This window comes from Halomonas getboli, assembly GCF_023094245.1.
GTDB classification, from domain to species: domain Bacteria; phylum Pseudomonadota; class Gammaproteobacteria; order Pseudomonadales; family Halomonadaceae; genus Halomonas; species Halomonas getboli.
The window spans coordinates 41,894-62,568 of record NZ_JALMEW010000001.1; the positions used below are offsets into that span (position 1 = coordinate 41,894).

A 20,675-nucleotide genomic window follows, 5' to 3' on the forward strand; every position below is an offset into this window, starting at 1 on the left:
CGAGCGGGCCTCAGCGGGCAGGCGACGCCAGGCTGTTCGGCAGGCCTTCGCGCAGCGAGCGCGGCCTGAGCCCCAGGTCGTCGAAGGTGCCGACGCCGTCGGCGACCACGTTGTCGTGCTGCATGAGGATGACCTGGTCGCGGGTCAGCGGCGGGTTCGGCAGCAGCGAGAGCCCGCCGGCCAGGGGGCGCCACAGCCAGAAGGGCACCGGCACCAGCGGGCGTTCCCGGCCGAGTCGGGCCATCACCAGCTCGACGATCTCCCGATAGCGCAGCACGTCGCCGCCGCCCAGCTCGAACAGCCGCCTGACCGGCGCCTCGGGGCCGGTCAGGCGGGCGAGGGCGCGCGCCGCGTCGATGACGTGCACCGGCTGCAGGCGGGTCTCGCCGCGGCCGAACAGCGGGATCGCCGGCAGTCGTGCTAGCCGCGCCAGGCCGCCGAGAAACGCATCATCCGGCCCGAACAGCACGCTCGGCCGCACGATAATCGCCCTGGGCATGGCCGCCAGCACCGCGCGCTCGCCCCGTACCCGGGCGCGTATATAGGTCGAAGGCGAGCCTTCCTCGACGCCGATCCCCGACAGTTGCACCAGCCGGTCGATGCCGGCCTCCCTCGCCAGCCGCGCCAGCCGGCTGGCCCCTTCCACATGAATCGCCTCGAAGCCGAGCTCGCGGGTCTCCACGTAGAGGCTCACCGCGTTGACCACCGCCGCCGCGCCTTCGAGCGCCGCGGCCACCTCGTCCTCGCGGCGGATATCGGCCGCCATCAGCTCCAGCGGGTCGCCGCTCTCGGCCCAGTGCGGCCAGGCCGGGTGGCGGGCCACCAGCCGCGTCGCCCGGCCGGCTTCCACCAGTTCGCGTACCAGGGCGCTGCCGAGATAGCCGCTGCCGCCGAAGACGACGATCGGTCGGGTCATATCGTTCCTTGCCGCTGTTCAGGATGCATCGGGGCATTGTGCCTGACGTCCGCCGGGTCGCAAGCGGCGGGGCGCGATGCCCGCCGGCAGCGAAAGAAGACCAAAGTCTAAAGGCATCAAGTCCGTTTTTGTTCGAGTCTATGTCCGACATAACGACACAGGAGTCCGACAGGGCTCCGGAAACAGCGGAACCGCCGATCATGTCACACGCCGCCGACCACACGCGCCGCTCTACGCGGCCCGATATCGCCGATGAGCTCGCCGAAGCCATCTTCAGCGGCCATTACGGGCCGGGCGACTTCGTGCCCAAGGAGCTGGACCTCTGCGAGCGCTTCGGCGTCAGCCGCAGCACCGTGCGCAGCGCGCTGCAGACCCTGGTCACGGCGGGCCTGCTGACGCGCATATCCGGTCAGGGCACCCGGGTGCGGGCGCTGACCGAATGGCATCTGCTCGACCCGCGAGTGAGCGGCTGGATGGCGCGCTTCGCCCAGCCCAATCCGCGCATCCAGCGCGAGATCTTCGCCTTCCGGGTCGCCGTGGAGCCCTTCGTCGCGCGCCTGGCGGCAGAGCACGCCACTGCCGCCGACCTGCTGGCCATCGAGTCCGCCTACGAAGGCATGATCCACGCGTTGGAACATGACGATCTGCACTGGGAGGGCATCTCCCATGACGACTACGACGTGGCCTTCCACGAGGCCATCTTTGCGGCATCGCACAATCTGGTCTGGGCCCAGATCAGCCATGTGCTGAAGCCGGCCATCGCATTGCTGGTCGAGCGCTCCAACCATAGCGCCGACGAGCTCCATGACAGCATGGAACGCCATCGCCGGATGATGGAGGCGATCCGCCTGCGTCAGCCCGAGCAGGCCGCCGCGGCGGCTCTCAAGGTGCTGGAACGCACCGGCCGGGATCTGGGCCTGGAGGCCTTGCTGCCGGCCCTTCCCACCCTCGATGTCCCGACAACCGACGTGTCAACAACAAGCAGCGATAAGGAAGCCTCATGATCACACGCATGCCTCTCAAGACCCTGACCGCCGCCGTGCTCGGTGCCATGGCCGTCAACGCCCAGGCCGCCGACTACGAGTGGACCTTCCAGACCTCCGAGACCGCCGGCGAGCCGCAGTTCGAGATGAAGAAGGCCTGGGCCGACAACGTCGAGCAGATGTCCGATGGCCGCATCAGCATCGAGATCCTGCCGGTGAACTCGGTCGTCCAGGCCAACCAGACCCTGCAGGCGGTGTCCTCCGGCATCCTCCAGGGCCACATGACCGATCCGAGCTACTTTACCGGCCAGAATCCGGCCTTCGGCATGATCGGCAACCTGGTCGGCGCCTGGAGCGATCCCTACGACTTCCTCGATTACATGAACAACGCCGGCGGCGAACAGCTGTACAACGAGCTGGTCGAGCCCTACGGCCTGCACCTGATCGGCGCCGCCGCTACCGGCCTCGAGTCGCTGCCGTCGACCAAGCCGATCCATTCCGTCGAGGACATGAAGGGCCTCAAGCTGCGCGCGCCCGAGGGTATGGTCTACAACATCTTCGAGGCCGCCGGCGCGACCCCGGTCAACCTGCCGGGCTCCGAGGTCTACACCGGCCTGGAGAAGGGCGTGATCGACGCCGCCGACTACACGGTCTTCGCCACCAATCAGGCTCAGGGCCTGCACGAGTTCGCGCCGTATCCGCTGTACCCGGGCTTCCACTCCCTGCCGATGGTCTCGGTCTCCCTGAACAAGGACATCTGGGACGGTCTGCCGGCGGACCTGCAGGCGATCCTCGAGACCTCCGTGGACCAGCTCGCCTACGAAATGGTCGCCGAACTCAAGACCCGCGACCTCGAGGCCGTGCGCGAGGCGCGTCAGGACCCGGACATCGAGATCATCGACCTGCCGGCCGAGGAACGCGTCAAGTTCCGCAACATCGCCAAGCAAGAGTGGGCCAACTGGGCCGAGAAGAACGAGATCACCCAGGAGTTCTATGACTCCGTGGTCGGCTACCTGGAAAACCACAACCTGATGTGATTCACCCGCCGGCACCGCCCGGTGCTGGCTTTCATGACGACGGGCCACGGGACGTGGCCCGCTCCTGCATCGAGGAAGACCCATGACTCAAGCGTCTCGTCGCCCGGAGGGCGACTCGGCCTCCGACGAGGCTGGCCCGCCCGACTCGGCACGCAACGCCTTCGATCGCGCCATCATCGCCGGCGGTCGCGTGGCGGCCTGGCTGGTGCTGATCGCCATGGCGATCAGCGTCTATGAAGTCATCATGCGCTACGGCTTCGACTCGCCGACCTCCTGGGTCCATGAGAGCGTGGTGATGCTGGTGGCGGTGAGTTTCGCCTTGGGCGGTCCCGCGACCCTGGCCTGCAACCGCCATATCCGGGTGCGCGTGCTCTACGACAGCGCCGGCCCGCGCCTGCGACTGTGGCTCGACCGCTTCAACGATCTGGTGACCTTCGGCTTCTGCCTGGGCATGACCTACGCCGCCTTCGAAATGTTCTGGGGCGCTTCCCACAACCCGCTGGGCGAGTGGCAGCTGGAGCGCTCCGGCACCTCCTGGAACCCGCCGTTCCCGGCGCTGGTGAAGGGCGTGATCCTGCTGGCGCTGGCCATCATGTGCGTCCAGGCCTTCCTGCACATGGTGCAGTCCCTGCGCGGCAAACTCGCCCCCACACCCGATGACACGGAGGGCACCGCCTGATGGATATCGGTACCGGAACGCTGCTGCTGGTGGGGCTGATCTTCGCCCTGCTGGTCACCGGCCTGCCGCTGGCCTTCATCACCGGCCTGGTCGCGCTCTCCTTCACCTTCGGTTGGTTCGGGCCCAACGCCCTGCCGCTGGTCACCAGCCGGGTCTACGGCTTCGTCACCGAATATTCGCTGGTGGCGGTGCCGATGTTCGTGTTGATGGCCTCGTTACTGGACCGATCGGGGATCGCCAGGGACCTGTTCAACGCCATGCGCGTGTTCGCCGGCCGCCTGCCCGGCGGCGTGGCGGTGCAGACCATCGTGGTGGCCTTCTTCCTGGCCGCGCTGTCCGGGATCATCGGCGGCGAGATCGTGCTGCTGGGCATCCTGGCGCTGCCGCAGATGCTGCGACTGGGCTACGACAAGCACCTCTCCATCGGCGTGGTCTGCGCCGGCGGCGCCTTGGGCACCATGATGCCGCCGTCGATCGTGCTGATCATCTACGGCCTGATCGCCTCCGAGTCGATCGCCGACCTGTTCACCGCGGCCATCACTCCGGCGGTGATCCTGATGGCCTGCTACATCGGCTACGTGCTGATTCGCTGCCTGAAGAACCCGTCCATGGGCCCGCCGATGACCGACGCCGACCGCGAGGAAGGCTTCTCCTCCAAGGGCCAGGCGCTGCGCGCCATCATCGTGCCGGCGCTGATCGCCGGGCTGGTGCTGGGCTCGATCTACGGCGGCGTGGCCTCGGTCACCGAGGCGGCGGCCATGGGCGTGTTCGGCGTGCTGCTGGCGGTGGTCGCCCGCGGCGAGTTCTCGCTCAAGACGCTGCACGAGAGCCTCAGCCAGACCCTGACCACCTGCGGCATGATCATCTGGATCGGCATCGGCGCCGCGGCGCTGGTGGGGGTCTACAACCTGATGGGCGGCAACCGCTTCATCTCGGGCATGATCATGGGCCTCGACGTGGCGCCGATCGTAATCATCCTGGTGATGATGGCGATCCTGCTGGTGCTGGGCATGTTCCTCGACTGGATCGGCGTGGCGATGCTGACGCTGCCGATCTTCGTGCCGATCGTCGAGCAGCTGGGCTACAGCCCGGTGTGGTTCGGGATCCTGTTCGCGGTGAACATGCAGGTGTCGTTCCTGTCGCCGCCGTTCGGCCCGGCCGCCTTCTACCTCAAGGGCGTGGCGCCGCCCGAGGTCAGCCTGAAGGACATCTTCGTCTCGCTCTTGCCCTTCATCGCCCTGCAGCTGTGCGTGCTGTTCGCGCTGCTGTTCTGGCCCAATATGGCCATGTGGTTGGTAGGATGATAGCGTTGAGAGGCTGATCGAAATGGCGAGCCATCGTGGTGACGATGGCTCGCCATTTTTTCTAGAAAGCCGGCGTATAAAAACGCCATATCGCATGACGATATGGCGTTTTTTTCATGCTTAAAATGGAGGATTCCTCCAGGAAAAAGAAACGGCGCCTCGGCGCCGTTTCTCGTCATGTCATATGCGATTCACTCCAGCGTCGCCAGAAAGGCGTCGACGATCTCCTGGGGCGGGCGACGAATATCGGCCAGCACGGCCTCGTCCTCGCCGGGCGCCTCCAGAGTGGCGAGCTGGCTGTCGAGCATGTGATCGCCGGCGAAGAAATGGTCGCCGCGAGAGCCCAGGCGCTCCAGCAGCACCTCGCGGCTGCCGGCCAGATAGAGGATCGCCAGGTCGGGGGCGGCTTCGCGCAGCTGGTCGCGATAGCGGCGCTTGAGCGCCGAGCAGCCGATGACAAGATCGCGGCCCGCGTCGCGGTATTGGCGATACAGGTCGGCGAGGGTGGCCAGCCAGGCGGCGCGATCGTCGTCGTTGAGGGGTTCGCCGCGGCTCATCTTGGCGATATTGTCCGGGCCGTGGTGATCGTCTCCGTCGATGAAGGTGGCCCCGAGGGCGGCGGCCAGCTGGCGCCCGATATGGGACTTCCCCGATCCGGAAACGCCCATGACGAGAAGGCTCTTGGCGATCGTCTTCATGCGAGAGTCTGCCCTGTGATGGCGTCGAAAGGATGGCGAGGATTCTAGCATTTTTTTTCACCATGGGCAGGCGAAACGGGCACCCGAAAAGGCGCCCCTCGTTCGGCATATCCGCAGGAAGTCATCGCGCGGCTGGCGTCGGCACGCCGGCCGGACGGCCTCAGCGGTAGCCGTCCATCAGCTCGCGGATAAGCGGGGTGTCGGCATCGCGAAGGGTCGGCAGCTCGAAGCGGGCCTGGGCGATGGCGGTGCGCGACAGGGTCGCGGTGATCAGCCCCTCTCCGTCCTCGGCCTCGGCCAGGACATCGCCGCGCGGGCCGAGAATGCGTGAGCCGCCCCAGAAGTGGCTGCCGTTTTCCGGCCCGAAGCGGTTGGCCATGATCACCGGAGTGCCGTAGGTCATGGCGTAGAAGCGCACGTTGAGCGCCCAGTTCTGCTCGTTGGAGAAGTCCTCGCTGACGATGCCCGAGGCCGAGTTGATCGGCGCGCACAGCACCGTGGGGCGAGGCAGCAGGGCGGCGTGCACCAGCGCCGGATTCCACAGGTCGGCGCAGATCAGCTGGGTCGCGGACCAGCCGGGGCGTACCTCGGCGCGGGTCAGCTCGCTGCCGTGGGTGAACCACTTGCCTTCCTCGAGCCCGCCGTAGGTGGGCAGGTTGAGCTTGCGGTGCACGGCGACGATCCTGCCGTGCTGGAGGATCGCCAGGGCATTGTAGTATTCGCCGGGGCTGGCCTCCTCGACGAAGCCGACCACCGCCTGCATCTCGCCGCAGGCGCGGGCCAGCCGGGCGAGGCGCGGGTCCTCGACCGGCATGGCGACGCGCATGACCTCGCCGCCGAGCCCGTAGCCGGTCAGCGAGAGCTCGGGGAAGACCAGCAGCGCGACGCCGCGCTTGCCGGCCTCGTGGATGATCTCGAGATGGCGCTCGAGGTTGGCGTCGACCTCGCCCAGCGCGGCGTTGATCTGGGCGGCGGCCACATGGAGCTCGTTCTGATAGTGCATGTCACGGCCTCGTCGTTGCAGCGGGAGGGAAGGCGTTGCCTGGCGTCATTCTGCCCCGGGCGGGCCGAGCAGGGCGAGCAGGTCACTGGCCGGGCGCGTCTCAAGGGTCTGGATGACGCGTTCGAGGCGCTCGGCGCGCTCGCCGAGCGCCGGGCCGGCGAGGGCGCGGTACTTGGCGACCAGCGCGTCGTCGCACAGCGGATTGTGCGGATTGCCGCGGGCCTCGCAGGGCTCGCTCTCGATGATCCCGCCGTCGGCCAGGTGCAGCCGCGCCGAGGCCCAGCGCTCGGCCGGGAAGCGCGCATTGAAGGCGTCGCTCTCGTGGATCTCGACCCGCTCGGCGAGGGCGCGGGGCAGCGGCGCCTCGAGCGCGGTGACGGCCTCGGCGTCCAGGGTGCCGAGGGCCAGCGCGCAGGCCACCGACCAGGGCAGGCTGTACTGGGCCTGCTCGGTGCTGTCCGGGTGCACCACATGCAGCCGTCGGCCCTCGTGGAAGGTGGTGATCTCGATGCGCGAGATCGTCGCCGGGTCGTCGATCCGATCACGCAGCGACAGGACCGCTTCCACCGCCGGCTGGGCCCAGCGGCACACCGGGTAGGCCTTGAAGTACTGCTCGTGAAGGTACCAGCGCTGACCCAGATCGGCCCAGCGCTGTTCGACCTCGGGAGCGGTGACGGTCAGCGCCGGGGCGCCGGTGAAGCCGTCGCGGGCCAGCAGCGCGGCGGAGACGCCGGTCATGGCGCCCCAGCCCGAACCGTCCTTGAGCATGGTGGGATGATCGATGCAGCGCATCATCTGGCTGCGTGGGCCGTAGAACTCGGCGATGCCCAGGGCGTGGTGGAGTCGTGCTCGGTCCAGGCCCATCAGGCGTCCGGTCATGGCCGCCACGCCCAGGGCGTTCCAGGCGCCGGAGGTGTGATAGTCGGGGCTGGTCGCATGCAGCGCGATGCCGGCGCGGGTGGCGATCTCGTAGCCCATGGCCAGCAGGGCGAGAAAGTCGTGGCCGGACAGGCGATCCACCTCGGGCAGGGCGAGCAGCCCCGGTAGCAGGGCGACCCCGGCATGCCCCTTGGTCAGCACCTGGCCGTCGTGGGCGTCCAGGGCATCGATCAGCCAGGCGCCGTGCAGGGCCACGCCGGTGGGCGAGGCGCGGCCTTCGGCAAACAGCAGCGGCCGCGTGCCGCCGTGCTGGGAAATGGCGAAGCACCGGGCAGGCACGGCGAGTTCGGTGCGGGTGGCGCCGGCGGCCACGCCGACGAGGTCCAGCAGGCAGCGTTTGGCCTGGGCCAACAGGGCGTCATCGGGGAGCGGGTCGGCGCCGAGCATCCAGTCGAGCACGGCGGTGGGCTGAGGCATGACGATCTCCCGGAGCGTGGGAATGAACGACGAAGGCCGCCCTGGGGCGGCCTCCGATGCGGTCTGGTGACGAGAGGGCTGGCTTACAGCAACTCGTGGTCGGTGAGGAAGCTCTGGGCCACGTCCTCGATGGTCTCGCGCTCGACATCGACCCGGGCGTTGAGGGTGGCCATGGTCTGGTCGTCGAGCAGCGCGGACAGCGCGTTCATCTGCTCGGCGAGGTCCGGGTTGGCCTCGAGGGTCTCCTGGCGCACCACTGGCGTCAGGGCATAGGCCGGGAAGAAGTTCTGGTCGTCCTCCAGCACCTGGAAGTCGAAGGCCGGGATGCGGCCGTCGGTGGCGAACACCAGGCCCACGTCGACCTGGCCGTCGCGCAGCGCCTGATAGACGAGGCCGGAGTCCATGCGCTTGACGTCTCCGCGGCCGACGCGGAAGTCATAGGCCTGCTGCAGCGGCCGCCAGCCGTCCTCGCGGGCATAGAACTCGGCGTTCATGGCGAAGGTCAGCTCGTCACCGTCGTTGACCGCCTGAGCCAGCTTGGAGAGCGAGTCGATGCCGGTCTCCTCGACACTGTCCTCACGCATGGCCAGGGCGTAGGTGTTGTTGGCCGCCGAGGGCTCGAGCCACACCAGACCCTTCTCGCCGTCGAGTTCCTTGACCCGCTGATAGGTCTCCTCGGGCGACAGCGACTCGGTGACGTCGTTGTAGTTGATCAGCGAGGTGCCGGTGTACTCCCAGTAGAGGTCGATCTGGCCGTTCTCCTGGGCCTGGCGCAGCACGGCGGAGCCCATGCCGGCACGGGTCTCGACATCGTAGCCGAGCCCGCTCAGGTACTGGGACGTCATGCTGGCCAGGATCTGCTGCTCGGTGAAGTTCTTGCCACCGACCACGATCTCGTTGGCCTGGGCGGTGGTCATGGCGCCGGCCAGGGCCAGGCCGGAAAGCGTCATCATCAGGCGTTTCATGGTGATCTCCTTGTTGTTGCTGGGGGCCGCCCGAGGCGGCCGTCAATGAAGCGTTGAGTGCGTTCAGGCGCGCGACGGATTGACGCCGCGCGGCACCACCAGGAAGGCGGTGGTCGCCACGATGGCATCGACCACGATCGCCAGCAGGGCGGTGGGAATGGCGCCGGAGAGCATCATCACCGGATCGTAGAGGTCGATGCCGGTGAAGATCAGCTCGCCCAGCCCGCCGGCGCCGATCAGGAAGGCCAGCGGCACGGTGCCCACGTTGATGGTCAGCGCCGTGCGAATGCCGGCGAAGATCACGTAGAGGGCGTTGGGCAGCTCGACCCTGAGCAGGCGCTGGGCCGGCGACATGCCGATGCCGGCGGCGGCCTCCATCAGCGCCGGGTTGACGCCCTTGAGACCGGCGTAGGTGTTGCGGGTGATCGGCAGCAGGGTGGCCACGAACAGCCCGAACACCGCCGGCACGGTGCCGATGCCGAGAAAGCTCATCGACAGCGCCAGCACCGCCAGGGTCGGAATGGTGGTACCCACGTTGAGGACCTGCATGGCCGATTCGGCGAACCGCGCCATGCTGGGCCGCGACAGCACCACCCCCAGCGGAATGGCCACCAGGATGGCCAGGCTCCCGGAAATGAGCGTCAGCCACAGGTGTTGCACGGCCAGGAACTGCACGTCGGGCAGATAGAAGATGAAGTCGTCGATGACCCCGCTGGACTGGCTCCACACGCCCAGTAAGAAGATGGCGATGAGCAGCGCAATGCGCAGGGCCCCCTTCAGGCTCCGGATCGGCATCGGCTTACTCCTTGGTCGCAGAGGCGGCGGTCGCGGGGGCTTCCTCCTTGGGACGGAACCGCGAGCCCAGGTGGTGCGTCATGGCGCGCTGGGTGATCTGGCCGCACACGCGGCCGGCCTCGTCGACGCAGGGCAGCCAGGTGATGTCGTTGGAGAACATCAGTGACGCGACCTTGCGCAGGTCGTCGTCCAGCGACACGGTGGCCGGCACGTTCTGGAAGTGGTCGCGGCAGTAGCCCTTGGTGGTGCGTGCCTGGGCGCGGGTGATCAGCCCCACCGGTTGGCGCCGGTCGTTCACCACCAGAATGGCGTTCTGGTAGCCGAAGTCGTCGATCCGCGCGAGGGCAGTCTCCAGGGTGTCGCCGGGGGACACGGTGCCGATCTCGTCGGACACCACGTCGCGCACCTTGACCAGATTGAGGCGCTTGAGCGCGCGGTCCTCGCCGAGGAACGACTCGACGAACTCGTCCTTGGGTGCGGCCAGCAGATCGTCGGGCGTGGCGTACTGCTCGAGGCGGCCGGCGCGGAAGATGGCCACGCGGTCGCCCATCTTGATCGCCTCGTCGATGTCGTGGCTGACGAACATGATGGTCTTCTTGAGCGCCTGCTGCATCTTGAGGAACTCGTCCTGGATCACCGCGCGGTTGATCGGGTCGATGGCGCCGAACGGCTCGTCCATCAGCATCACCGGCGGATCGGCGGCCAGCGCCCGGGCGACGCCGATGCGCTGCTGCTGGCCGCCAGACAGCTCGTTGGGATAGCGCTTGAGGAAGGCGTCCGGGTCCAGCGCGATCATGTCCATCAGCTCACGGGCGCGCTCCCGATACTTCGCCTTGTCCCAGCCCAGCAGCTTGGGCACCACCGTGATGTTTTCCTCGATGGTCATGTTGGGGAACAGGCCGATCTGCTGGATCACGTAACCGATGTTGCGGCGCAGTTCCTGAGTGTTCAGATCAGTGGTGTCCTCGTCGTTGATGAACACCTTGCCCGAGGTGGGGCGGATGATGCGGTTGATCATCTTCAGGGTCGTGGTCTTGCCGCAGCCGGAGGGGCCGAGCAGGATGCAGATCTCGCCGGCCGGCACCTCCATGTTGATATGGTCGGCGGCGGTCACCGCGCCCTTGGGGGTGTCGAAGACCTTGGTCAGGTTGTCGAGTCGAATCATGCAGGGGAATCCTTGTTTGGTGAGCCGGCGTCGCGCGGGACGGGATCAGGCCGTCTCGGCGGCGCGCTCCATGCCCAGGGGCGTCAGGCGCTTCTGCAGTGCCAGCAGGCCATAGTCGACGATGATCGCCAGCAGGCTGACCGCCACGGCGCCGACGATCAGCTGGCGAGGATCGGACTGCGAGATACCGCGGCTGATGAAGGTGCCGAGTCCGCCGGCGCCGATATAGGCGGCGATCGCCATGACGCCGATGTTGAGCACCACGGCGGTGCGCACCCCGGCCATGATCACCGGCACCGCCAGCGGGATCTCGACCATCCGCAGGCGCTGGTTCTGGCTCATGCCGATGCCGCGAGCCGCCTCGCGCAGGGCCGGGTCGACGTTGTGGATGGCGGTGTAGGTGTTGCGGATGATCGGCAGCTGCGAATAGAGCAGCACGGCGATCACCGCCGGCAGATAGCCGATGCCCTGGCCGATCAGCGACAGCACCGGGATCATGATCCCGAACAGCGCGATGGACGGCACCGTGACGATGATCGAGGCGGCGTAGAGCACGGCCTTGGCCAGGCGCTCGTTCTTGGTGATGGCGATGCCGATGGGGACCCCGGTCAGGGTCGCGATGCCCACGGCGACCGCGACCAGCGCGATGTGCTCGAGCGTCCTCGAGAGCAGCAGGTCGAGGTTGTCGAAGGCGTATTGAATCAGCTCCAAATCCCTATCTCCTGGTCGTTCCCATGCCGCAGAAGCATAGTCGCCGGCATGCGTTGACGTCGCTGTGGCTTCCGCTGGCCCGCAGGCCGCGTTGGAAGGCCGTGAAACGGTGACTCAGCTTAGCAAAGCTCCATATCTATTTGTTTTTTCATGGATGACGATACGCAATAAGGCAAATTGCGGAGCCTGATGCATGCGGCGTGGCGTGGCGTGGCGTGGCCCATAGCACACATCAATGAGAATGATTGTCGTTTTTGATGTGAATGGCGTCGAACGTGCCGACAAGTCCGTGCTAAGGGGCGCCAGGAAGGCGCGGCAGGGTTCACATCGCCGCTATACAGGACTAAAATGGTCCGCAATCGATCACCAGAGGGTGTCCCCGGGGAGGCTTGCCTTGCTGAAGCTGTCCAGACTGACCGACTACGCGGCGGTGGTGATGGCGCAGATCGCCCGTCATCCCGAGCAGCCGCATGCGGCGGCGGAGCTCGCCGAGGCCGTGCAGGTGCCGCGCCCGACGGTCAGCAAGACCTTGAAGATGCTGGTGCGCGCCGGGCTGCTGGAATCCCGTCGCGGTGCTCAGGGGGGGTACTCCCTGGCGCGGCCGGCGTCGCAGATCACCGCCGGCGACATCATCGCGGCGATCGAGGGGCCGGTGGCGATGACCGAATGCAGCCAGGCCGAGGGCGACTGCGAGCTGGTGGACACCTGCGGGGTGTCCGACAACTGGCAGCGGGTGTCGCTGGCGATGCAGACCCTGCTCCACAGCGTGACCCTGGCCCATCTGGCCGACACCACCCCGATCAAGCTGCCGGTGCAGCTGCCCATACAAGGCGTGAGTCTGGCCGCCGAGGCCTGATCACCCGCGGATTCACCACCCGAGGCGAGCCCGACTCGCCGACCCAACCAGCCCGGGAGGGGAGACATCATGGCAAGTCAGGAAATGGAACAGCTTGTCCGTCGCGAATACAAGGAAGGCTTCGTGACCGACATCGAGAGCGATACGGTACCGCCGGGTCTGGACGAGAACACCATCGCCTTCATCTCCAAGAAGAAGGGCGAGCCGGAGTGGATGCTGGAGTGGCGCCTCCAGGCCTATCACCAGTGGCTGAAGATGACGCCGCCCTCCTGGGCGCACCTGGACTACCCGCCGATCGACTACCAGGCGATCTCCTACTACAGCGCGCCCAAGCGCGACGAGGACAAGCCCCAGAGCCTCGACGAGGTCGACCCCAAGCTGCTCGAGACCTACGAGAAGCTGGGCATCCCGCTCCACGAGCGGGCAGCGCTGGCCGGCGTGGCGGTGGACGCGGTGTTCGACTCCGTGTCCGTGACCACCACCTTCAAGGAGAAGCTGCACGAGGCGGGCGTGATCTTCTGCTCGATCTCCGAGGCGATCCGCGACTACCCGGAACTGGTCAAGCAGTATCTCGGCAGCGTGGTGCCCCAGGGCGACAACTACTTCACAGCGCTGAACTCCGCGGTGTTCACCGACGGCTCCTTCGTGTTCGTGCCGGAAGGCGTGACCTGCCCCATGGAGCTGTCCACCTACTTCCGCATCAATGCCGCCAACACCGGCCAGTTCGAGCGCACCCTGATCGTCTGCGAGAGCCGTGCCCAGGTCTCCTATCTGGAAGGCTGCACCGCGCCCCAGCGTGACGAGAACCAGCTGCACGCCGCGGTGGTCGAGCTGGTGGCGCTGGAAGACGCCTCCATCAAGTACTCCACGGTGCAGAACTGGTATCCCGGCGACGAGGACGGCAAGGGCGGCATCTACAACTTCGTCACCAAGCGCGGCGACTGCCGCGGCGACCGCTCCCACATCAGCTGGACCCAGGTCGAGACCGGTTCCGCCATCACCTGGAAGTACCCGTCCTGCGTGCTGCGCGGCAAGGACAGCGTCGGCGAGTTCTACTCGGTGGCGGTGACCAACGGCCGCCAGCAGGCCGACACCGGCACCAAGATGATCCACATCGGCGAGGGCTCGCGCTCGACCATCGTCTCCAAGGGCATCTCCGCCGGCCGCTCCGAGCAGTCCTATCGCGGCCTGGTCAAGGTGGGGCCGCGGGCCAAGGGTGCGCGCAACTATACCCAGTGCGACTCGCTGCTGATCGGCGACACCTGCGGGGCCCATACCTTCCCCTATCAGGAGATCGGCAACAGCACCGCCACCGTGGAGCACGAGGCGACCACCTCCAAGATCGGCGAGGACCAGCTGTTCTACTGCCAGAGCCGCGGCATCTCCGAGGAGGACGCGGTGAACATGATCGTCAACGGCTTCTGCAAGGACGTCTTCCAGGAGCTGCCGATGGAGTTTGCCGTCGAGGCCGAGGCACTGCTGAACGTGACCCTCGAAGGGGCCGTCGGCTAGACCACGTCTGGTGCGGGTTGGAAACGAATCAACTTATTGCGAGCCGCCGCGGCGGCCCAAAGATCGAAAGGTAGTCAAGATGCTCGAAGTCAAGGATCTGCACGTCACGGTCGAGGGTTCCGAGATCCTCAAGGGCCTCAACCTGACCATCGGCGCCGGTGAAGTCCACGCCATCATGGGCCCCAACGGGGCCGGCAAGTCCACGCTGTCCGCGGTGATCGCCGGCAAGGACGGCTACGAGGTCACCGCCGGCTCGATCACCTTCGAGGGCCGGGACGTGCTCGAGATGGAGATCGAGGAGCGCGCTCGCGTCGGCCTGCTGCTGGGCTTCCAGTACCCGGTCGAGATCCCGGGGGTGAAGAACATCTACCTGCTCAAGGCCGCGCTCAACGCCAAGCGCGAGGCCGAGGGCCTGGGCGAGATTCCGGCGCCCGAGTTCATGAAGCTGATCAAGGAGAAGATCGCCTTCATGAAGATGGACGCCAGCTTCCTGCAGCGCGCCGTCAACGAGGGCTTCTCCGGCGGCGAGAAGAAGCGCAACGAGATCCTGCAGATGCTGGTGCTGCAGCCGAAGCTCGCCATGCTCGACGAGATCGACTCCGGCCTCGACATCGACGCCCTGAAGGTCGTCGCCGAGGGCGTCAACTCGCTGCGCGCCGAGGATCGCAGCATCCTGCTGGTGACTCACTATCAGCGTCTGCTCGACTACATCGTGCCGGATCGCGTACACGTGCTGGTCGACGGCCGCATCGTCAAGAGCGGCGACGCCGAGCTGGCGCGCGAACTCGAGGACCGCGGCTATGACTGGCTGCTGGAGGGCTCCGCGGCATGAATGACGACGTGCAACGCTTCCTCGACCGCCTGAGCGAGCGCAGCGCACAGCGCGGCCAGGAGCCGACCTGGATCGCCGCCCGGCGCCAGGCCGGCGCCGCCCGCTTCGAGGCGATGGGCTTCCCGCACCGCCGCGTCGAGGCCTGGAAGTACACCGACGTGCGCGACATCGCCCGCACCGACTTCGCGCTGACCGACGACGCCGAATTCTCGCCGGCCACCGCGGCGGCGCTGACCCTGCCGCTGGACGCGTATCGCCTGACCTTCGTCGACGGCGTCTTCGCCCCGGCGCTGTCCGACCTCGGCGATCTGCCGACCGGCGTGCAGGTGCTGCCGCTGTCCCAGGCCCTGGAAGAGAACCACGAGGCCGTGGGCGGTCCGCTCGGCCGTCTCACCGGCGTCGACTTCTCGGCCTTCGCCGCGCTCAACACCGCCTTCTTCGAGGAGGGCGCCCTGGTCCGCCTGGCGCCGCGCACCGTGGTCGACAAGCCCATCGTGCTGCAGTTCCTGTCCCGGGCCGGCGAGCAGCCGGTGATGAGCCATCCGCGCATCCTGGTCGAGGCCGGCGGCCGCAGCGAGGCGACCCTGATCGAGCACCATGCCGGTGAAGAGGGAGCGGCCAACTTCACCAACCTGGTGGAGGAGATCATCCTCGATCGCGGCGCCATCCTGACCCACTACAAGCTGCAGGAAGCGCCGCTCAAGGACCGCCACATCGCCAGCATCCAGGTGGAGCAGGGTCGCGACAGCCGCTACACCTCGTTCAACCTGAACCTGGGCGGTGGCCTGGTGCGCAACGACGTGGTCAGCGACCTTAACGGCGAGGGCGCCGAGGCGACCCTGCACGGGCTGTTCTACGGCCAGGGCCGACAGCACGTGGACAACCACACCGAGGTCAACCACAACGCGCCGCACACCCGCTCCAGCGAGAACTACAAGGGCATCCTCGACGACCGCGCCCATGGCGTGTTCAACGGCCGGGTGGTGGTCAAGCGCGACAGCCAGAAGATCGAGTCCGAGCAGAGCAACGCCAACCTGCTGCTCTCCGACCGTGCCGAGGTCGACACCAAGCCCGAGCTCGAGATCTACGCCGACGACGTCAAGTGCGCCCACGGTGCCACCACCGGCCAGCTCGACGAGGAGGCGGTCTACGCCCTGCGGGCCCGCGGCATCGACGAGCAGACCGCCCGCGGCCTGCTGACGCTGGCCTTCGCCGGCGAGGTCATGGAGCTGGTCGACCTCGACGCCGTGGCCGAGCGGGTCGAGCTCACCGTCGCCGGCAAGCTGCCGGAGCGCTTCAACCTGGCCGGGCTGGTGGAAGCCGCCGCGGCGCTCAACGAGGACTGATCCATGGTCGACTTCAGCGATCTGCTGCTCGACGTGGCGCGGGTCCGCCGCGACTTCCCGATCCTCGATCGGGAGGTCCACGGCAAGCCGCTGGTCTATCTCGACAACGCGGCCACCAGCCAGACCCCGCGTCAGGTGATCGAGGTCTTCGACGACTACTACGGGCGCTACAACGCCAACATCCATCGCGGCCTGCACACCCTGGCCGACGAGGCCACCGCGGCCTACGAGGGCACCCGGGACACCGTGCGTGCCTTCCTCGGCGCCGCCGAGCGCCGCGAGATCGTCTTCACCCGCGGCACCACCGAGGCGATCAACCTGGTGGCAAACAGCTGGGGCCGTGCCAACCTGGGCGAGGGCGACGAGGTGCTGATCTCGCGCCTGGAGCACCACTCCAACATCGTGCCCTGGCAGATGCTGGCCGCCGAGAAGGGCTTCACCCTCAAGGTGATCCCGGTGGACGAGCGTGGGGTGCTCGACCAGGACGCCTACCGCGACCTGATCTCCGAGCGCACCCGGCTGGTGGCGGTCAATCACGTTTCCAATGCCCTGGGCACCGTCAACCCGGTGGCCGACATGGCCAGGGTGGCCCACGAGCACGGCGCGCTGATCCTGGTCGACGGCGCCCAGGGCGCGCCGCATCAGGAGGTCGACGTGCAGGCGCTCGGCGCCGACTTCTATGCCTTCTCCGGCCACAAGGTCTATGGCCCCACCGGCGTCGGCGTGCTCTACGGCCGCGCCGAGCTGCTCGAGGCCATGCCGCCCTGGCAGGGCGGCGGCGAGATGATCGCCACCGTGTCCTTCGAGGCACCCACCACCTTCGCCGGCATCCCCCACAAGTTCGAGGCCGGCACCCCGGCCATCGCCGAGGTGATCGCCCTGGGCCGCGCGCTCGAGTGGGTCGAGGAGATCGGCCTGCCGCTGATCGGCGCCTGGGAGTCGCGGCTGCTCGAGCACGCCACGCGCAGCGTGTCGCGCATCGACGGCCTGCGCATCCTCGGCACCGCCCCGGAGAAGGCCGGCGTGCTGTCGTTCGTGGTCGAGGGCGCCCACTCCCAGGACATCGGCCTGCTGATCGATCAGCTCGGCGTGGCGATCCGCACCGGCCACCACTGCGCCCAGCCGCTGCTGTCCTCGTTCGGCGTCGACGCCACCTGCCGCGCCTCCTTCGCCGCCTACAACACCCCCGAGGAGGTCGACGTCTTCGTCGACGGCCTGGAGCGGGTCGTGGGCATGCTGCGTTAAACCGAGCCAGGGAGCGACATGAGCGATACCGATCCACTGGCGGCGCTGAGCAAGGGGCAGACCCTGCCCCTACAGCGCGACGTCGAGGTCATCTCCATTCCCTTCGGCAAGACCATCACGCTGCCCGAGGACAGCGAGGTCAGCGTGATGCAGGCCAAGGGCAACTCGGTCAGCGTTGGCCATGAAGGGAGGCTCTACCTGATCGAGGGCAGCAACCTCGACGCCCTGGGGCTCGAGGCCGTGCCGCGTCCGACGCTGCCCGAGGACGCCTCCGAGGAGGCGATCGAGCAGTTCGTCTGGGACCAGCTGCGGACCTGCTTCGATCCCGAGATTCCGGTCGACATCGTCGAACTCGGGCTGGTCTACGGCTGTCGTATCGAGCGGCTGATCACCGGCGAGCGCATCGTCACCATCCGCATGACGCTGACTGCGCCGGGCTGCGGCATGGGCGACGTGATCGCCGCCGACGCGCGCCACAAGATCCTCGGCGCCCCGCAGATCAGCCAAGTACACACCGAGATCGTCTTCGACCCGCCCTGGAGCCGCGAGATGATGAGCGACGAGGCCAAGCTCGAGCTCGGCATGTTTTAACCGGCGCACGATGCAAGGTGGCGCGGCGCAGGACTGACCGCCCTTGACGCATCGTCGCCCGGGTCGGCCAATCAGGAAAGGCGGATGCCCATCTCATTGTGGAAAGGTGTCAGGGGGCTGTTGATGTCGCTGGGAGTGCTCGCGCTCCTGGCGATCCTGCTGTTCGTGGGGATCAACCTGTGGATGCTGGCCGAGACCCGCGGACGCATCGATCATGGCATCGACCAGTGCGGCCCCGAGCGGGTGGGCATCGTCTTCGGTACCTCCCACTGGACCCGCAGCGGCCATCGCAACCCGCACTTCGAGGGGCGCATGCAGGCGGCAGCGCGGCTGTATCGTGATCGGCGGGTGGAGCATCTGCTGCTGTCCGGCGACAACAGCACCCGCTACTACAACGAGCCGGTGACCATGTGGCGCGACCTGCGCGGCCGCGAGGTGCCTGACGCCGCCATGACGCTGGATTACGCCGGCTTCAGCACCTTCGACACCCTGTCCCGGGCCCGGGACGTCTTCGACGTCGATCGGGCGCTGCTCGTCACCCAGTCCTGGCATCTGCCGCGGGCGCTGTTCATCGCCGAGGCGCTGGGTATTGAGGCCCACGGCTGTGCGGCGCCGGAGCGGGCCTCGGAGGGTGTGCTGTGGTTAAGGGCGCGGGAGTGGGTCGCGCGAGTGGCGACCCTGGGCGATCTCTATGTCTGGGGGCGGGACCCGCATTTCCTGGGGCCCGAGGAACCGCTGAATATCGTGCCGAGGGAGGAGGTGCTCAGCGACGCTGATGCTTCTTCTGCTGCCGATACAGTTCGCGAATCAGCGAGCGACAGTGCTTCCAGCACTCCTCGATGACCGATTCGATGGCGTCGGGCAGCGGGTGGGTGTACAGGGTCGACAGCGCCTGCATCAGCACCCGCTCCTGCTCCAGCAGCTCGTTGATCAGGACCTGGCTGTCATCGCCGACGAAGCTCTTCAGGCGGCTCCAAAGCCACATGTAGTCGTCGCGCTCGACGTCGGCATCGCGGGGGAGGAGGGCGAGATGCTTGCGGGCCAGCTCCTGCAGCTTGCGCATCAACGCTTTCCGGGTATCGAAATAGGGCTGCAGCGCCTGACGCAGGCTCGGCCGCAGGCGCTCGTGGTTGTCCTGGAAATAGTCGATGCTGTCGGCCAGCGCCTCGAGGACGCTGTCCATCGCCACCTGGCGATTGTCGAGAAACATGGGCGGTCACCTCCTCCGGTGACGCAGATTGTGGGGGTGTCGACGGGCTTTTGCCACCCCCTGCCGTCAAATATTTAGCGGATTTCTCCCTAGCCTTTCGGCTTGGGCGGCGCCTTGCGTCGCGGCGTCGAGCTCTTCTCCAGATGCTCGATGATCAGCCCGGCGATGTCCTTGCCGGTGGCGGTCTCGATGCCCTGCAGCCCGGGCGACGAATTGACCTCCATGATCACCGGACCATGGTTCGAGCGCAGCAGGTCGACGCCGGCCACGCGCAGGCCCATGGCCTTGGCGGCGCGGATCGCCGTGGAGCGTTCCTCCGGGGTGATGCGGATCACGCTGGCGCTGCCGCCGCGGTGCAGGTTGGAGCGGAACTCGCCCTCGGCGGCCTGGCGCTTCATCGCCGCCACCACCTTGTCGCCGATCACCAGGCAGCGGATGTCGGCGCCCTTGGCCTCCTTGATGTACTCCTGGACCATGATGTTGGCCTTCATGCCCATGAAGGCCTGGATCACCGATTCGGCGGCCTGGTTGGTCTCGGCCAGCACCACGCCGATGCCCTGGGTGCCCTCCAGCAGCTTGATGACCAGCGGGGCACCGCGAACCATGGTGATCAGATCGGGAATGTCGTCGGGGGAGTGGGCGAAGCCGGTGACCGGCAGGCCGATGCCCTTGCGCGACAGCAGCTGCAGCGAGCGCAGCTTGTCCCGCGAGCGGGTGATCGACACGCTGTCGTTGAGCACCGGCGTGTTCATCATCTCGAACTGACGCAGCACGGCGCAGCCGTAGAAGGTGACCGAGGCGCCGATGCGTGGAATCACGGCATCGAAGGGCTCGAGCTGCTCGCCCTTGTAGTGGATCGAGGGCTGGTGGGAGGCGATGCTCATGTAGCAGCGCAGGGTGTCCACCACGCGAGTGGTGTGGCCCCGCTGCTCGGCGGCTTCGATCAGCCGGCGAGTGGAATAGAGTCTGCGATTGCGGGACAGCAGCGCGATATGCATAGGGCCTCCGATGCCGTTGGGGCGGGTCAGGGTTCGCCGTGCAGGAAACCGGCGCCGGGTGCCACCAGCAGCCGCCGCAGCGCGCGGCGGCCGAGCAGCATGGGGTGGCGCATCTGGCGACGGTCGGTCAGCGTCAGTTCGACGTGGAATTCCAGTTCACCGAGCCGCATCGGTGTGCGGATCACGTAGCGCCACTCGGCCTGGCCGTTGGAGCTGGTGACCTGGCGTCGGTCGTAGAGATGCAGGCAGTGGACGTGCGCGGGGCTCGACGGCCCGCCGCCGCGGGTGGTGAAGCTGACCCACAGGTGGCCGTCCTCCTCGAAGGATTCGATATCCTCGGCGTGCAGCGCCGAGGTGCGCGCGCCGGTGTCGGCCTTGGCGCACAGCGTCAGGCCGAGCTCCGGCAGGGTCACCATCTCGCGGCGGCCGATCACCGCCTTGGCCTGGTAGGGCAGCTCCTTCATCACATCGCT

At 67.3% G+C, this 20,675-nt stretch carries 22 protein-coding genes; 11 read left to right on the forward strand and 11 right to left on the reverse strand.

The genetic code is table 11. From position 1 onward, the window contains the following. Window positions 1–10: 10 nt before the first annotated feature. A complete protein-coding gene (locus tag MYL53_RS00220; RefSeq protein WP_247851356.1) occupies window positions 11–916 on the reverse strand; it encodes a complex I NDUFA9 subunit family protein in 906 nt (301 codons plus the stop codon). 200 nt (window positions 917–1,116) lie between these two features. Between MYL53_RS00220 and MYL53_RS00225 the strand changes: the two genes are divergently transcribed. From MYL53_RS00225 to MYL53_RS00240, 4 genes are all read left to right on the forward strand, one after another. Continuing rightward, window positions 1,117–1,920, forward strand: a complete 804-nt coding sequence (locus MYL53_RS00225; RefSeq protein ID WP_247851357.1) for a FadR/GntR family transcriptional regulator — start codon at window positions 1,117–1,119, stop codon at window positions 1,918–1,920. Further along, the gene (locus MYL53_RS00230) at window positions 1,917–2,936 is read left to right on the forward strand and encodes a TRAP transporter substrate-binding protein (protein ID WP_247851358.1); all 1,020 of its coding nucleotides are present in this window, start codon (window positions 1,917–1,919) and stop codon (window positions 2,934–2,936) included. The genes MYL53_RS00225 and MYL53_RS00230 overlap by 4 nt, the downstream gene beginning before the upstream one ends. Before the next feature lie 82 nt (window positions 2,937–3,018). Further along, window positions 3,019–3,615, forward strand: a complete 597-nt coding sequence (locus tag MYL53_RS00235) for a TRAP transporter small permease subunit (protein WP_247851359.1) — start codon at window positions 3,019–3,021, stop codon at window positions 3,613–3,615. Next, window positions 3,615–4,919: a TRAP transporter large permease gene (locus tag MYL53_RS00240; RefSeq protein WP_247851360.1), complete on the forward strand. Its 1,305-nt coding sequence runs from the start codon at window positions 3,615–3,617 to the stop codon at window positions 4,917–4,919. Before MYL53_RS00235 ends, MYL53_RS00240 begins: the two co-directional genes overlap by 1 nt. Before the next feature lie 191 nt (window positions 4,920–5,110). Here MYL53_RS00240 and MYL53_RS00245 read toward each other — a convergent pair whose 3' ends face one another. The 7 genes from MYL53_RS00245 to MYL53_RS00275 form a co-directional block, all read right to left on the reverse strand. Continuing rightward, entirely contained in the window at window positions 5,111–5,617 is a 507-nt protein-coding gene (locus MYL53_RS00245) for a gluconokinase (protein WP_247851361.1), read from the reverse strand. 160 nt (window positions 5,618–5,777) lie between these two features. After that, window positions 5,778–6,620, reverse strand: a complete 843-nt coding sequence (locus tag MYL53_RS00250; RefSeq protein WP_247851362.1) for a nitrilase-related carbon-nitrogen hydrolase — start codon at window positions 6,618–6,620, stop codon at window positions 5,778–5,780. Between the two features lie 45 nt (window positions 6,621–6,665). Next, entirely contained in the window at window positions 6,666–7,976 is a 1,311-nt protein-coding gene (locus tag MYL53_RS00255; RefSeq protein WP_247851363.1) for an MmgE/PrpD family protein, read from the reverse strand. Window positions 7,977–8,059: 83 nt separating this feature from the next. Continuing rightward, window positions 8,060–8,941, reverse strand: a complete 882-nt coding sequence (locus MYL53_RS00260) for a glycine betaine ABC transporter substrate-binding protein (RefSeq protein ID WP_247851364.1) — start codon at window positions 8,939–8,941, stop codon at window positions 8,060–8,062. 63 nt (window positions 8,942–9,004) lie between these two features. Next, window positions 9,005–9,736 carry an ABC transporter permease gene (locus MYL53_RS00265; RefSeq protein WP_247851365.1) on the reverse strand — a complete coding sequence of 244 codons (732 nt, stop codon included), beginning with the start codon at window positions 9,734–9,736 and terminating at the stop codon, window positions 9,005–9,007. A 4-nt stretch (window positions 9,737–9,740) separates the two neighbouring features. After that, window positions 9,741–10,901: an ABC transporter ATP-binding protein gene (locus tag MYL53_RS00270; protein ID WP_247851366.1), complete on the reverse strand. Its 1,161-nt coding sequence runs from the start codon at window positions 10,899–10,901 to the stop codon at window positions 9,741–9,743. Between the two features lie 45 nt (window positions 10,902–10,946). Beyond that, window positions 10,947–11,612, reverse strand: coding sequence for an ABC transporter permease (locus tag MYL53_RS00275; RefSeq protein WP_247851367.1), 666 nt, complete (start codon window positions 11,610–11,612; stop codon window positions 10,947–10,949). Between the two features lie 394 nt (window positions 11,613–12,006). Here MYL53_RS00275 and MYL53_RS00280 point away from each other — a divergent pair, with 394 nt between their 5' ends. From MYL53_RS00280 to MYL53_RS00310, 7 genes are all read left to right on the forward strand, one after another. Continuing rightward, on the forward strand, window positions 12,007–12,468 hold the full coding sequence (locus MYL53_RS00280) for an SUF system Fe-S cluster assembly regulator (protein ID WP_247851368.1): 462 nt from the start codon (window positions 12,007–12,009) through the stop codon (window positions 12,466–12,468). Between the two features lie 69 nt (window positions 12,469–12,537). Then, window positions 12,538–13,980 (forward strand): Fe-S cluster assembly protein SufB, encoded by a 1,443-nt coding sequence (gene sufB / locus MYL53_RS00285; RefSeq protein ID WP_247851369.1) that lies wholly within the window; start codon window positions 12,538–12,540, stop codon window positions 13,978–13,980. A 79-nt stretch (window positions 13,981–14,059) separates the two neighbouring features. Continuing rightward, window positions 14,060–14,812 carry a Fe-S cluster assembly ATPase SufC gene (gene sufC, locus MYL53_RS00290; RefSeq protein ID WP_247851370.1) on the forward strand — a complete coding sequence of 251 codons (753 nt, stop codon included), beginning with the start codon at window positions 14,060–14,062 and terminating at the stop codon, window positions 14,810–14,812. Then, window positions 14,809–16,158 carry a Fe-S cluster assembly protein SufD gene (gene sufD / locus MYL53_RS00295; RefSeq protein ID WP_247851371.1) on the forward strand — a complete coding sequence of 450 codons (1,350 nt, stop codon included), beginning with the start codon at window positions 14,809–14,811 and terminating at the stop codon, window positions 16,156–16,158. Before sufC ends, sufD begins: the two co-directional genes overlap by 4 nt. A gap of 3 nt (window positions 16,159–16,161) precedes the next feature. Beyond that, window positions 16,162–17,403: a cysteine desulfurase gene (locus MYL53_RS00300; protein ID WP_247851372.1), complete on the forward strand. Its 1,242-nt coding sequence runs from the start codon at window positions 16,162–16,164 to the stop codon at window positions 17,401–17,403. 18 nt (window positions 17,404–17,421) lie between these two features. Beyond that, complete coding sequence (sufT, locus tag MYL53_RS00305) at window positions 17,422–17,994, forward strand: putative Fe-S cluster assembly protein SufT (protein ID WP_247851373.1); 573 nt, start codon at window positions 17,422–17,424, stop codon at window positions 17,992–17,994. A gap of 84 nt (window positions 17,995–18,078) precedes the next feature. Further along, entirely contained in the window at window positions 18,079–18,837 is a 759-nt protein-coding gene (locus MYL53_RS00310; protein WP_247851374.1) for a SanA/YdcF family protein, read from the forward strand. On the opposite strand, the gene MYL53_RS00315 is transcribed toward MYL53_RS00310, so the two are convergent. The 3 genes from MYL53_RS00315 to MYL53_RS00325 form a co-directional block, all read right to left on the reverse strand. Beyond that, entirely contained in the window at window positions 18,758–19,204 is a 447-nt protein-coding gene (locus MYL53_RS00315) for a hypothetical protein (RefSeq protein ID WP_247851375.1), read from the reverse strand. The genes MYL53_RS00310 and MYL53_RS00315 overlap by 80 nt on opposite strands. 89 nt (window positions 19,205–19,293) lie before the next feature. After that, the gene (gene rimK / locus MYL53_RS00320) at window positions 19,294–20,202 is read right to left on the reverse strand and encodes a 30S ribosomal protein S6--L-glutamate ligase (RefSeq protein WP_247851376.1); all 909 of its coding nucleotides are present in this window, start codon (window positions 20,200–20,202) and stop codon (window positions 19,294–19,296) included. 26 nt (window positions 20,203–20,228) lie between these two features. Next, window positions 20,229–20,666 (reverse strand): ATP-dependent zinc protease family protein, encoded by a 438-nt coding sequence (locus MYL53_RS00325; protein WP_247851377.1) that lies wholly within the window; start codon window positions 20,664–20,666, stop codon window positions 20,229–20,231. Between the last annotated feature and the right edge of the window lie 9 nt (window positions 20,667–20,675).